The following is a 13,944-nucleotide window of genomic DNA, read 5'->3' on the forward strand; positions in this document are numbered from 1 at the left end:
ACAAAAAAGTATTCCATGCTAGAACTTGCAGGTATTATCATCTTAGGCATTATAGCGCAGTGGGTAGCATGGCGCTTCAAATTACCGGCTATTCTTCCCCTAATTTTGATCGGTTTGATAGTGGGCCCGTTATCAACTTTATATACGGAAGATGGGTCCAAGCTTATAGAACCTATTTGGAATGGGCAGAAGGGGTTGTTCCCAGGGGAGGGGCTTTATTACTTTGTGTCCTTGGCAATAAGTATCATCTTATTTGAAGGAGGGTTAACGCTAAGGCGGTCAGAAATACGAAATACGGCTCCAGTTATTACAAAGCTAATCACCTTGGGAAGTTTGGTAACCTTTTTCGTGGGTGCTTTGGCGGCCCATTTTATCTTTGACCTTAGCTGGCAGATTTCTTTTCTCTTTGCGGCTTTGATCATTGTTACTGGCCCTACGGTAATCACCCCTATTTTAAGAAATATACCGTTAAAAAAGGATGTTAGCGCTGTTTTAAAATGGGAGGGGATATTGATCGACCCCATTGGTGCGCTTGCGGCCGTTTTGGTGTTTGAGTTTATTAGTGTAGGCGAGGGTCAGGCCTATACATTGACCGCACTCGTGGAATTCGGTAAGATTTTGCTCTTTGGCTTTACCTTTGGGTTTACCTTTGCCCATGGTTTGGCATTTGCCATAAAAAAGAATTTCATACCACATTACCTATTGAACGTGGTGTCGCTTTCCGTAGTTCTGCTGGTCTTTGTGGAGTCCGATCTGTTCGCACATGAATCCGGTCTATTGGCAGTAGTGGTCATGGGGATGGTCATGGGAAACATGAATCTGCCCAACATAAAAGAACTATTATATTTTAAGGAATCGCTCAGTGTACTTCTAATTTCCATCCTTTTTATTCTTTTGGCTGCCAATATTAATATTTCAGATATGGAATTGATTTATAACTGGAATACCGTGATTTTGTTTGCGACCATAGTCTTTATAATCAGGCCCTTAGGGGTGTTCCTAAGTGCCATGGGTTCCAACCTTAAGTTCAACGAAAAACTCTTTGTTAGTTGGGTAGGTCCTAGGGGTATCGTGGCTGCAGGTATCGCGTCTTTATTTGGATCAAAGCTTCTCGCCAAAGGGGAACCTGGCTCAGAATATATTACGCCATTGGTGTTCATGATCGTTTTGGGAACGGTCTTATTGAATGCGACTACCGCCAGATTATTTGCCAAGTTGGTAGGTGTATTCCTATACAAATCAGAAGGCATTTTGGTCATTGGCGCCTCACGGGTTTCCAGGCTTATAGCGGAGTATCTACAGAAGAACAACAGGCATGTGGTTTTGGTGGACAATAACGATACGAACGTTGCCAAGGCGCGTAAGGCGGGATTAGAGGCTTTTAGTGCCAATATTTATTCAGACTCCTTGGGAGATTACATTGAACTTAATGACGTTGGTTACCTAATGGCCCTAACGGGAAACTCGGACATTAATAAATATGCCATAGACAAGTTTAAGGGAGAATTTGGCGAAAATGGCTCCTTCCGCTTGGTCGATTCGGAAGAAATGAACGACCCTGAAAACAACCCTAAGGAAGGCCTCTTTTCCCATACGGACGATTTCATCAAACTGACCGAAACCGCTCGAAAAAACCCAACCATTCGCGAAATAGAATTAAAGGACACGGAGCATTATGAAGGACTTATTGAAATTACCAAGGCCGATCCTGACATAATTCCTTTATTCCTAAAAACTCCGGATGACGATATCAAAATAATCTCCTCGTTCAGTAAAGATTTTACGGATATCGAGGAAGGCTCAAAACTGGTATATCTTGGAAAAGCCCTTCCTGTTGAAGAGGAGCTTCAAAAAGAGGAAGAAATGAATTCACCTAACAAACAAATAAAAACTTAATCGTTCAGTTTCAGTACGGCCATAAATGCTTGCTGCGGTATTTCTACGTTTCCAACTTGGCGCATCCGTTTTTTGCCCTTTTTCTGTTTTTCCAACAGCTTTCGTTTTCTGGAAATATCCCCACCATAACATTTTGCAGTTACGTCCTTACGAAGGGCCTTGATCGTTTCCCTGGAAATAATCTTGGAACCTATGGCCGCTTGAATAGGAATGTCAAATTGTTGTCTAGGAATAAGTTCCTTCAACTTTTCGCACATTTTTTTACCAATGTTGGCGGCATTGTCAAAATGAATCAAAGCGGACAAGGCATCTACCGGTTGGGCGTTTAATAAGATATCTACGCGGACCAGTTTTGATGCACGCATTCCAATGGGGGCATAATCAAAGGAGGCATATCCCTTGGAAACCGTTTTTAGACGATCATAGAAGTCGAAAACAATTTCCGCCAAGGGCATATCGAAGTTCAGTTCCACCCGTTCCGTCGTCAAATAGGTCTGGTTGGTAATCTGGCCTCGTTTTTCAATGCAGAGGGACATTACGTTGCCTACGAAATCCGCCTTTGTAATGATGGTTGCCTTAATATAAGGTTCCTCCACACGGTCTATGGTAGAGGGATCGGGAAGGTCACTGGGATTGTTAACGATGATGGCGGTTTCCGGGTCCTTACGGGTATAGGCATGGTAACTAACGTTTGGCACGGTGGTAATGACGGTCATGTCAAATTCCCGTTCAAGTCGCTCCTGAATGATCTCCATATGAAGCATCCCCAAGAAACCACATCTAAAACCAAAACCCAGGGCCGCACTACTTTCCGGCGTAAAAACTAGGGATGCATCGTTCAGCTGCAGCTTTTCCATGGAGGAACGCAGTTCTTCAAAATCCTCCGTATCTACCGGATAAATTCCGGCAAAAACCATAGGCTTTACATCCTCAAAACCGGCAATTGCATTTTTAGTGGGTGTAGCGGCATCGGTAATCGTATCGCCTACCTTTACCTCTCTGGCATCTTTTATACCTGTAATCAAATATCCCACGTCACCGGCGCTTATCATGGGTTTTGGATGCTGGGTCAGTTTTAAGGTGCCAATTTCATCGGCATCATAACTTTTACCGGTTGCCACGAATTTTATCTTCTGATTTTTTCGGATAGTCCCGTTGATAATCCTAAAATAGGTTTCCACCCCCCTAAACGGATTGTAGACAGAATCAAAAACCAAGGCCTGAAGGGGCTCGTCCGGATTTCCTTTTGGCGCCGGAATACGTTCTATGATGGCCTTTAGAATTTCCTCGATACCAATTCCCGTTTTGGCACTGGCAGGGATTACGTCCTCCGCATCGCAGCCCAAGAGGTCCACAATATCGTCCGTAACCTCTTCTGGATTTGCGCTGGGAAGGTCCACCTTGTTTAAAACCGGTATGATTTCCAAATCGTTTTCCAGGGCCAGATACAGGTTCGATATGGTCTGGGCCTGAATGCTCTGTGCGGCATCTACCACCAAAAGCGCGCCTTCACAGGCCGCAATGGATCTTGAAACTTCATAGGAGAAATCTACATGCCCAGGGGTGTCTATGAGGTTCAAAACATATTTTTCACCATTGTATACATAGTCCATTTGAATGGCATGGCTTTTTATGGTAATTCCACGCTCACGCTCCAAATCCATGTTGTCCAACAGCTGTTCCTTTTTTTCCCTTTCGGTGACGGAACCTGTGAAATCCAAAAGACGGTCCGCCAAGGTACTTTTACCGTGGTCAATATGGGCAATGATGCAGAAATTTCGAATGTTTTTCATAGCGTCAATTGAAAAAATAGCTCCTTTTAAACTTTGGAATCTACCCGTTTAAAAAGCAATTGCAAATATAGTCTAAATAGCATCTAGATTTTAGGAAGCTTCGACTAAATAAATAGGCAATATTGTGCTAAAAACAAAGCGGAAAGAGCCAATCGTAAAAATATACAGTATTATTTTGTTAGATTTGATGTTCAACCCAAACTAATATTGAGACCGCTACTGCTATTTTTCCTGGCGCTACTAGGAGGTTCCCAAGCGGCGCAAAGCCAGACCCACCAACTCACCGGAACGGTAAAGGACGAGCTGGGCGAAACCATCCCTTTTGCTTCAGTTTTTTTGTTACAGGCTTCTGACTCTACGATGGTCAAAGGAACATCGGCAGATGAGACGGGCATTTTCTTGATTTCTGATATCACCCCGGGACTTTATATCGTGCAGTGTTCCTATATTGGAAAAAGTTCGGAAGGGCTTCCCCTGGACATTCGGTCCGACATCAAAATTGGCGCTTTGATTATTCCACAACAAGCAGAGCAATTGGATGAGGTTGTCGTTGTATCGGCACGGCCCCGGGTAGAGCGAAAAGTGGACCGGTTGGTTTTTAATGTGGAAAATACCGTATTGTCCCAAAGCAATTCCTGGGACATCCTAAAACAGACCCCAGGCGTAATACTCATGCAGGACGAGCTACAGATTCGAAACCAGCCCGCCGTGGTTTACATCAACGACCGGAAAGTCCAATTATCACCATCTGAAGTAAGAAGCCTGCTCGAAAATTATCAAGGGCAGCACATTAAATCCGTAGAGGTCATCAATAATCCCCCGGCCCGGTACGATGCGGAGGGAGGTGCGGTTTTGAACATTATTACCAATAAAAATATTTCTTTGGGCTATAAAGGCAATTTTAGTTCAAATTACACCCAAGGAATCTTTCCCAAATACAATTTTGGCACCTCTCATTTTTACAAGACCAACAAGCTAAATATAAATGCTTCCTACGCCTATGCCCCACGGAAGGATTTTAAGGATGTGCAAAACAGGACCAATTTTATCAACGATACGGGTGTATTTTCCCGCTGGGATACGGATTTTGACAAGACCAATAGATTTGAAACCCACATAGGAGGGCTAACGTTGGATTATACGATCGACGACCGCAACGAAATCAACCTAACCTCCAATATGCAACTTTCCCCCAAAAGGGAATACGACAATTTTCAGAGCACCGTTATAACCAATGGAATTGGTATTTTGGATTCGACCTTTACCACGGCCAGTTTTTTGGACGAGACCAAGAACAATATTTCCGGGGATGTAACCTACAAGCATACTTTTAAGGAAAACGGAAGTTTACAGGTGAACGCACATTACACTACTTTTGATTTAAGCCGAACACAACGTGCTAGTTCCGACTATTTTCTGCCCACTGGCGATTTTATAAGAAACTATAGCTTCTTTACCGATGCCGATCAGGATATCGAAATCATAACGGCCCAATTGGATTACAGTACTCTTTTGGGTACGGTGAGTTTTGAAACCGGGGCGAAGCTTTCCATGATCAATTCTGAAAGTCGCTTACAGTTCTTCACGGAAAATAACGGCCGGGTTTTTGTTCCAAACCTTTCTGACAATTTTCTGTACGATGAGAATGTATATGCCGCATACGTAAGCGCTTCCAAGGATTGGGAAAAGTGGAGCCTCAAGGCAGGACTTAGGGCGGAACATACCCAAAGTTCCGGAAACTCCCTGGCACTTTCCACGGTAAACGAATTAGAGTATTTTGAACTTTTTCCGTCGGTCTATATGCTTCATACCATTAACGAAAACCATAGCGTGGCCCTTGATTATTCCCGAAAACTGCAAAGGCCCAGGTATGAGGATTTGAACCCCTTTCGAACCTTCATCAATGAAAATATTTTTTACGAAGGAAACCCCACTCTTGTTCCCAACTTCAGCAATAACTTTAACCTGAACTATACCTTGAACCAGGAGTTTTTCTTTGATCTTTATTACCGGGACAATGGCAATTATATCTCCACACTTTCCTTTCAAGACAATGAAAACCAAGTACTTAGGGATATCACACAGAACGTATTGGAAAGCACTTCCTACGGGTTGGATTTTAATTACGGCAAATCCATTACCAACAACTGGTACGTGTACAGCTATCTATCAATCTTTCATGAGGATGAAACCTTCTTGGCCTTGGAGAGCGATGCTTTCTCTGCCACCAATGAAATAAACGGTTATTATATAGATGTAACCAATTATTTGACCCTTTCCAAGGACGGTACTTTTAAGGGTGAATTGGGACTGGCCTATTTATCTGGATTTTTAGCAGGTTCCTATACCATGTCCGAAACAACAAACCTTACCATGGGCCTCCAAAAATCCCTATGGAACAGAAGGGCGGAACTTAGTCTCAACTTCAACGATATCCTGGGCAAGGCAAACCCATGGTTTTCCTCAAAATATTTAAATCAGGACAATTCATACATCGCGGTAGAGGAAACCCAAAACGTACGTCTATCTTTCATCTATAATTTTGGAAACTTCCGTCTAGAGGATAATCAGCGCCAAATAGAAAAAGCGGAAAGGGACCGAATTGGCTCCGAATAAGTGCCAAAATCAACTGTTCATACAATATTCTTACATAGAAACATTTGCTGTAAGATATTTCCGAATAACTTTTTTATATTCGCTTGCGACTACCATTAGCCAATGAAGCCAGCCCTTCCACTCCTTTTCTTCATTTTACTTATTTCCATATCAATAAAGGGCCAAGAGTTTGAAATTTCGGGTAGTGTAAAAGACCAAAACGGAGACCCCCTAGTCTTTGCAAACGTTTTATTGAAGAATCAGGATTCGATATTGATTCAAGGTGCCGCTACGGACGAGTCGGGCCTATTTATCCTGAACAACGTTGAGAAAGGAATCTATCTAATATCTGCGAGTTATTTAGACAATACAAGTGAAACCCGTTCCATACAGGTTTCCACGGATTTGAGAACAGAGGATTTGATCATTCTACAGACCGAGACCCAATTGGATGAGGTTGAGGTCGTGTATAAAAAACCTACTATAGAGCAATTGGCGGACCGACTCATTTTTAACGTTGAAAATACTTCCTTGTCCCAAGGGAATATCTGGGACATTTTAAAACAGACCCCGGGTGTTATCATCGTGAACGATAAGATCAACATCAAAGGGAGTTCCAATATTGGGGTCATGATCAATGGCAGGTTGGTGAACATCCCGCAAGCCGATATAGTCAATCTGCTTTCGGGTAGTTCCGGCGACAATGTGGAATCCGTGGAGGTAATCTTGAATCCTCCGGCCAAATACAGTGCTGAGGGCGGACTTTTGTTAGACATAAAAATGAAGAAAAACCTCATTGCCGGATATAATGGGTCCGTCTACAATAGATACACACAGGCGGTATTCCCAAAACATATAATCGGTACCGATCACTTTTTTAAGGGCAAGAAAACCGATTTTTCACTTTCCTACAGTTTTAGAAAAAGCAAGGATTTAAGAAGGTTTACGGACATTACCAATTTTTTCGACTCCGGAGCTATTACGGACGTATGGACGACCGAACAAAGGACCGTTACCAGGAGCAATGAACATAACATTAATGGGTTTTTCGATTATCAGGTCAATGACAAAAACAGCCTTAGTTTTTCTACGATCAATTCGTTTACGGCTCCCGCCAATAGGTTTATCGATTCCAGCACCCTCATTGAAGATACTTCAGGTGATTTACTATCCAGTTTTCTAACAGTAAACGATTCCGATTATGACGCCCTTAACTCGGCATATTATCTGGACTGGACCCATAAGTTCAATAAGAAAGGCGAACAAATTTCCCTGGCCTCCAATTATACCTATTATCAATATAACAGGGGACAGGATTTGGATACTGATTTTTTTGACAGCGACGGGATTCTTACCGGGGATAATGATTTCACCACACAATCCAACCAAAAGACGGCCATCTACAGTGCCCAAGTAGATTACAACAACCCCATAAAAAAAACCACCACCTTGGAAACAGGTATGCGGTATTCCGGTATTAACTCCCAATCGACCATTGGCCAAACAGGTTTTGATAGGACCCAACCGGGTATTGACCCAACAGAGGCGGGTGTTTTTGACTATGACGAGAAGATTATGGCGGGCTATGCAAGTCTCAACAACAATTGGGACACTTGGCAATTGAACATGGGGCTTAGGTCTGAATACACGGAGACTACAGGAGACCTGGACACGGCAAGTGAGCCTATTAAAAATTCCTATTTGGAGCTTTTTCCCTCTGTTTCAGCCCAACATGATTTCAAAAACAAGCACAATTTGGCCTTGCGGTACTACAGAAGGATTACGAGGCCTAGATATAGTGATTTAAACCCATTCCAATTTTTTCAGAGCAACAATACGGTGGTAGAGGGCAACCCAAATCTAAGGCCCGCCATTAGGAACTATGTTTCCTTGGAGTACGGCATCAAAAGGGATTATTCATTGGAAGTCTATTATTTTAATGATAACAATGATTTCTTTGAGCAAGTGGTCCAAGACAATGAAAGCAATTTGCTCCGTTTTTTGAGCGTCAATTTGGAATCCAATGTCACTTATGGTGCCGAGTTTAGAATGAATAAGCGTTGGACGGGTTTTTGGGATACCTACCTGTTACTTACCTATTACAATAAACAGACTAGTTTTAGGGATATCGATAGCGGAGCGATCTTAAGCAATGGTTTATGGACGGGAAACGTTAGGTTCAACAATTATTTTACGCTCTTAAAGAATCGTTCCCTATATGCGGATGTTCTTTTCAGGTACTCCTCGCCAATGGTACTTGGTAATTCCAGAAGGGAATCCACAAGCCAACTTATACTTTCACTTAGCAAGACGTTTTGGCAGCGAAGGGCGGCATTGTCCTTTTCCTTTGATGATGTCTTCAACGATGGCAACTTCTTCTATACCCGTAACTATCTCAATCAGGACAACAGCACTTTTTCCAGAAGGGAAACGCGATTGTTTTATATTGGGTTCAGATATAGGTTTGGGAACAACAAAATACGGGACAACCAAAAACGAAAAAGTACGGACGAGGGGGATAGGATTTAAATTACAGCCCTATAATCATCGACCCACACACTCCAAGGCTAATCAGCATGTAGACACCTGCCAGAATCATAAAGATCTTGCCTCCCTTCTTTTTGTTTTTACCAATCAAAACAACGCCAATGATTCCCAAAAGTACGGCCGGACCAAACATGATGAGAAGTATCAGCACGAACAAACCATCCAAATTCCCTACCTCCATTGGAATTAAACTCATACTATTTCTTTTTGTAATTCTTGTAACCGATTTATTTTATCATCCCTATAGAAAAGATTCATCGTTTCAAAGGGGATTATTTTATTGTCCTTGTTCACAATATGCACACAGGATTTTTTTATGGCCCTTACGTCAAAGTTATGGGCATCTATGAATTGCATGATGATTATCCTGAAAAGGTTGTCATAACCAAGTTCCGGCGCATCGATTTCCGGGAGGCAGCACATGATGCTTTTTAGGTTCTCCGATGCCTTTTCCACAGAATTTCCGGTACTGAAAAGTTCGATCATCTTTCCATGGAGCTGTTCGTCCTGTTCATAAATGATGGTGTTTTTTCCTTCGTTCAATAAATCGTCCGGATTTACATAGCGGGTCAAGGGACTCACTTCCCCGTCAATTTTTAAGGCATAGGCCATGACCAAAGCATCTGGGTTGCAGGGAACCGGGATAAGATCGTCCGGCTCAAAAATAGGGGATTGTTCCAAAATCTTTCTACGAACCTCCGTAAGCGTAATCCTGTTTTCGTCCACCTCAAAATTTTCCAACCGCCCAGCTATCTGTGTGGGTTGAAAGGTTATCCCGCGCACACATTTTTGTTGTAGGGCAAAATCTATGGTCTTTCCCATTTCGTGGTCGTTCAACCCCTTTTGAAGGGTAACAACCAAAGTGGTCGATAGGTTGATTTGGTTCAAATGTTCCAATACCTTAAGGCGGATATCCGCCAGGTCTGCCCCTCTCAAAGTTCGTAAAACGTGATTGTCCAGGGAATCGAACTGTAGGTAGATTTCAAAATCCGGCATGTAGGTGGCAAGTCGCTCCGCAAAATCAAATTCCTTGGCGATGCGTATGCCGTTTGTGTTGACCATTAAATGCCGAATGGGCAAGGACTTTGCATAGTCCAAAATCTCAAAAAACTGAGGATGTAAGGTAGGTTCGCCGCCACTAAGCTGAACCACATCCGGTTCCCCTTCGTTTTTTACAATCGCGTCCAACATAGCTTTAACCTCGTCCAAGGTCCTGTGCCTGCCATAGGTAGGGGAAGAGCCCGCGTAACAGGTGGGGCAAGTTAGGTTGCATCGGTCCGTTACCTCAATGACCGTTAAGCAGGAGTGTTGTTCGTGATCAGGACAAAGCCCACAATCATAGGGGCATCCGTAAAGGGTCTTTGTATTGAAAGTCTTAGGATACTCCGAAGCTTTATTGTAGTTCCTTATATTCTTATAATAGGGAATGTCATCGGCAATCAACACCTTGGAACGCCCATGCTCCGGACAGTTTTTCAACATATACACCTTTTCATCCTCAAAGACGATTTTAGCATCGATCCTGCGTAGACAGTCTGGACAAAGGCTTATCGTATAGTCATAATAGGTGTATTTTGCTTCGGGCATGAGTGAAGAATTGGCGGATAGTCTTCCAGTAATATAACAGGCAAATTAGACATAAAATTTGGATGCTGCTCAACCCCAAAACCAAAAAGGTGTTCGGTTTAAAAAATTCGATGCCGAAGCGAAAAGAAAAATAACAAATCATAAAAATCTTGAAATGCATGCCACTTTCAAATTGCTCCCGTCGTTTCCGGAACTTTTTTATGAGTATAAAAAGGACTGTTAGGAATACGATTTCATACAGGGCTATGGGATGTCTATAGACACCATCGCCCAAATCCATTCCTAGAAAAAATGAGGTTTCCTTCCCATAGGTAAACTCCTTGATACCCGATACAAAACAGCCTATCCTACCAATAATGATTCCTAAAATAATGGGGAGGGTAAATAGATTTCCGGATGACTGTTTTTCCCCGATTATTTTTTTGGACAGTTCCACCCCAATCAACCCCCCAAAAAGTCCGCCCATAATGGTTTTATTGTTCAAAATAGCAACCCACCCTTGTTCCCAATGTAGAAAGGGGTTTTCCAAAAAGGCGACCACTCGTGAGAAAAAAAGGGCGCCAAAAATGGCTCCGATAATAATGGAAAGTCGGTTGTTGGAGGATATATTGTCCGTGGAATTTTTCCTTAGGAAAAGATAATAACGAAATCCTACAAAGAAGGCAACATACTCCAATATGAGGTGCATGTTCAGATGTATACCAAAAATGACGGGCTCAAAGGGGATGGTCATTTAAAAGCAATAAAATGCTACTCTTGCCACTCCGCAATAAAGAGATTCGTATCCCTGGTGCCACCATTATTTCGGTTGCTGGAAAAGGCCAAGTATTTACCGTCGTTGGAAAAAACAGGGAAGGCATCAAACGTTTCCCCATGGGTTACTCGTTCCAAATTCTTACCGTCTATATCGATGAAATAGAGGTTAAAAGGAAATCCCTTTTCGGCCTCAAAGTTACTGGAGAACAATACCTTTTTCCCCGAAGGATGAAAGAACGGGCTCCAGTTGGCATTTCCCAAAAAGGTCAATTGTTTCAAATCGCTTCCATCGGCATTACATATAAAGAGCTCCATTTCCGTTGGTTCTACCAAGCCTTCGGCCAATAAATCCTTATACTTTTTTATGGCCTCGGGGGTTTTGGGTCTGGATGCCCTAAAAATAAGCTTGGTACCGTCCGGGGAGAAAAAAGCCCCACCGTCATAGCCCAGTTCGTTGGTAATCTGTTTTACGTCCGTTCCGTCCAGGTTCATGGTGTATAGTTCCAAATCGCCGCTTCGGGTGGAAGTAAATACGATTTTATCGCCTTTTGGGGAAACGGTCGCCTCGGCATCATATCCGGGCTCATCCGTCAATTGCGCCGTGATATTTCCCTCCAGGTCCGCCACAAAAATATCAAAGGAATCATAGACGGGCCAGACGTAGTTCCCATTTTTGCGAAGCGGTACTTCAGGACATTCCTTATCCGCCAAATGGGTGGAACCGTATACAAAATGTTTGTTGTCCGGTAAAAAATAGGCACAGGTGGTACGTCCGTACCCAGTGCTGACCATGGGAGGAATGGAATCCGTAATACCATCGGCCACGTTCATCAAGAACATTTGATCGCAATTAAGGCCCCAGTTCGTATTGTTGGATTGAAAGATCATCTGTTTGTCGTCCCAACTCCAATAAGCTTCCGCATTGTCCCCGCCAAAAGTGATCTGCCGGATGCTTTTAAAATACTTTTCTTCCGGATAGATTAAGGTGTCCTCTCCCGCCATTAAGGAGGTGGTTGGCTCGGGAGTTGTTTCGGTCTTTTTGGTTTCGTTTTTACAGCTGAAAACAAGGCAGATAAGCCCTAAAAGGAATAAAATTCTCATGGAGATGCGTATTTTTGTCAAAAATAAAAGCTATGCCGCGCAATCTAATACTTTTGTCCGTATTTTTTATTGTATTGACCTCCTGCAAACAAGAAGTACAAAAGAAGGTCACCCTACGGGAAGATGTAGCCTTTTTGGCGAACGACAGCCTACGAGGGCGTGAAACAGGTACTCCGTACGAAAAAGAGGCGGCCCGGTATTTGGAAGAACGTATGCGGAGTATTGGATTGTTGCCCAAAGGGAACTCAGGCACCTATTTCCAGACCTTTAGTTTCAAGCCGAAAAATGACCCGCATGCCGAAGTACAATTTGTGGATGGCGATAGCACCATTACCGGAACCAATGTCATAGGGTATATTGACAATAAGGCCGATAAGACCGTTATCATTGGCGCCCATTACGACCATTTGGGGATGGGGGGAGAAGGCTCTTTGTATGCCGATGGCGAGGCCATTCACAATGGGGCGGACGATAATGCCAGCGGTGTGGCCGTATTGTTGCAATTGGCGGCTAAACTCATGGATACGATAACACGGCACAACTACCTTATCATGGCCTTTTCCGGAGAGGAAATGGGCCTTTTGGGGAGTAATTATTTCTCAAAAAACCCCACGATCGATTTGTCAAAGGCGAATTACATGCTCAACATGGATATGGTAGGGCGCATGCGCGAGGATAAGACCCTTTCCATTAGCGGCACCGGAACGGCTCCCATTTGGAGTCAGGTATTGAACAGTAACAACCCCGGATTCAAATTGGTGTTGAGCGAATCTGGTGTGGGACCCAGCGACCATACCTCTTTTTATTTACAGGATATTCCCGTACTGCATTTTTTCACGGGGCAACACGAGGATTACCATAAGCCTTCGGACGATTTCGACAAACTGAATTATGAAGGGATGGAAATGATCACGGATTACATCCTTTCCGTCATCTATGATTTGGACGACGACGCAAAGCTGGCCTTTAGAAAAACGAAAAACGAAAGTGAGGAAACCCCACGATTTAAAGTAGCCCTGGGTGTAATGCCCGATTATTTATTTGATGGAAATGGGATGCGCATAGACGGCGTTACCGACGGTAGGCCTGCAGCCGCGGCCGGACTCCAAAAGGGGGACGTGGTCATTCAATTGGGCGACAGTACCGTAACGGATATGATGAGCTACATGCGCGCACTTTCCATTTTTGAGGAGGGCGATGCCACGGAAGTTATCGTTAATCGCAATGGCGAGAAAATCAAAGCAACTATTTCGTTTTAGGTTGAAATAAAAAGGTCTTTGCTTCAAAGTTTCTTTTCCTTATTAGGGATGGGTGTTTCGCGAAAATGGAACGCGGAGGGTCCGGGTTTTTCTTCTGATACTTTTTCCATCGCCGAAAAAGTATCCAAAAAGGCTAGGCTGATTCTGGGATACTTGAAATCCAAGAAGTCTTTGGCCCGCATCGCCCAGGCCGTTTCCGATTGCATCGGAATACTCTGTGGGCGATTTCCTTTGGCCAATTCCAAGGACTCCCGGATTTACTACGTATCCCAAAATAGGCCGGTTTACTCCCTAAAATTCATTTATGTTACCTGCTGAATTTAAAACCCAAAAAAGCTCCCCTCCCTAATTATGGAGGGGTGCTTCCATGAAAAAGGAATGGGGAGGGTTGAATTAGCATCCTTTGTAAA

General features: G+C 43.4%; 10 protein-coding genes. 5 read left to right on the forward strand and 5 right to left on the reverse strand.

Translation table 11 applies throughout. The features are described from left to right. The first annotated feature begins 15 nt into the window (after positions 1–15). On the forward strand, positions 16–1,896 hold the full coding sequence (locus PP181_RS03005; protein ID WP_272635933.1) for a cation:proton antiporter: 1,881 nt from the start codon (positions 16–18) through the stop codon (positions 1,894–1,896). Here PP181_RS03005 and lepA read toward each other — a convergent pair. Continuing rightward, the gene (lepA, locus tag PP181_RS03010; protein ID WP_138256694.1) at positions 1,893–3,689 is read right to left on the reverse strand and encodes a translation elongation factor 4; all 1,797 of its coding nucleotides are present in this window, start codon (positions 3,687–3,689) and stop codon (positions 1,893–1,895) included. The genes PP181_RS03005 and lepA overlap by 4 nt on opposite strands. Positions 3,690–3,896: 207 nt before the next feature. On the opposite strand from lepA, the gene PP181_RS03015 reads away from it, so the two are divergent. Next, positions 3,897–6,305, forward strand: a complete 2,409-nt coding sequence (locus PP181_RS03015; RefSeq protein WP_272635934.1) for an outer membrane beta-barrel family protein — start codon at positions 3,897–3,899, stop codon at positions 6,303–6,305. A 102-nt stretch (positions 6,306–6,407) separates the two neighbouring features. Beyond that, positions 6,408–8,813: an outer membrane beta-barrel family protein gene (locus PP181_RS03020; RefSeq protein ID WP_272635935.1), complete on the forward strand. Its 2,406-nt coding sequence runs from the start codon at positions 6,408–6,410 to the stop codon at positions 8,811–8,813. A gap of 1 nt (position 8,814) precedes the next feature. On the opposite strand, the gene PP181_RS03025 is transcribed toward PP181_RS03020, so the two are convergent. From PP181_RS03025 to PP181_RS03040, 4 genes are read right to left on the reverse strand one after another with little or no spacing between them, the layout of a single operon-like run. After that, complete coding sequence (locus tag PP181_RS03025; protein WP_272635936.1) at positions 8,815–9,027, reverse strand: hypothetical protein; 213 nt, start codon at positions 9,025–9,027, stop codon at positions 8,815–8,817. After that, positions 9,024–10,418 carry a radical SAM protein gene (locus PP181_RS03030; RefSeq protein WP_272635937.1) on the reverse strand — a complete coding sequence of 465 codons (1,395 nt, stop codon included), beginning with the start codon at positions 10,416–10,418 and terminating at the stop codon, positions 9,024–9,026. Before PP181_RS03030 ends, PP181_RS03025 begins: the two co-directional genes overlap by 4 nt. Next, positions 10,390–11,151 (reverse strand): prolipoprotein diacylglyceryl transferase, encoded by a 762-nt coding sequence (locus tag PP181_RS03035; protein WP_272635938.1) that lies wholly within the window; start codon positions 11,149–11,151, stop codon positions 10,390–10,392. Before PP181_RS03035 ends, PP181_RS03030 begins: the two co-directional genes overlap by 29 nt. 17 nt (positions 11,152–11,168) lie before the next feature. Next, a complete protein-coding gene (locus PP181_RS03040) occupies positions 11,169–12,275 on the reverse strand; it encodes a TolB family protein (RefSeq protein ID WP_154917773.1) in 1,107 nt (368 codons plus the stop codon). A 32-nt stretch (positions 12,276–12,307) separates the two neighbouring features. Here PP181_RS03040 and PP181_RS03045 point away from each other — a divergent pair, with 32 nt between their 5' ends. Beyond that, positions 12,308–13,534, forward strand: coding sequence for a M28 family peptidase (locus tag PP181_RS03045; protein WP_272635939.1), 1,227 nt, complete (start codon positions 12,308–12,310; stop codon positions 13,532–13,534). A gap of 18 nt (positions 13,535–13,552) precedes the next feature. Then, complete coding sequence (locus PP181_RS03050; RefSeq protein ID WP_272635940.1) at positions 13,553–13,852, forward strand: hypothetical protein; 300 nt, start codon at positions 13,553–13,555, stop codon at positions 13,850–13,852. Positions 13,853–13,944 lie beyond the last annotated feature (92 nt).

Source organism: Maribacter sp. PR66 (assembly GCF_028464205.1).
GTDB lineage: Bacteria > Bacteroidota > Bacteroidia > Flavobacteriales > Flavobacteriaceae > Maribacter > Maribacter flavus.

Bases quoted from the DNA above. Each gene is read 5' to 3' on its own strand.
- PP181_RS03005 (WP_272635933.1), top strand. From the start codon at position 16: ATGCTAGAACTTGCAGGTATTATCATCTTAGGCATTATAGCGCAGTGG.
- lepA (WP_138256694.1), bottom strand. From the start codon at position 3,689: ATGAAAAACATTCGAAATTTCTGCATCATTGCCCATATTGACCACGGT.
- PP181_RS03020 (WP_272635935.1), top strand. From the start codon at position 6,408: ATGAAGCCAGCCCTTCCACTCCTTTTCTTCATTTTACTTATTTCCATA.
- PP181_RS03025 (WP_272635936.1), bottom strand. From the start codon at position 9,027: ATGAGTTTAATTCCAATGGAGGTAGGGAATTTGGATGGTTTGTTCGTG.
- PP181_RS03030 (WP_272635937.1), bottom strand. From the start codon at position 10,418: ATGCCCGAAGCAAAATACACCTATTATGACTATACGATAAGCCTTTGT.
- PP181_RS03035 (WP_272635938.1), bottom strand. From the start codon at position 11,151: ATGACCATCCCCTTTGAGCCCGTCATTTTTGGTATACATCTGAACATG.
- PP181_RS03040 (WP_154917773.1), bottom strand. From the start codon at position 12,275: ATGAGAATTTTATTCCTTTTAGGGCTTATCTGCCTTGTTTTCAGCTGT.
- PP181_RS03045 (WP_272635939.1), top strand. From the start codon at position 12,308: ATGCCGCGCAATCTAATACTTTTGTCCGTATTTTTTATTGTATTGACC.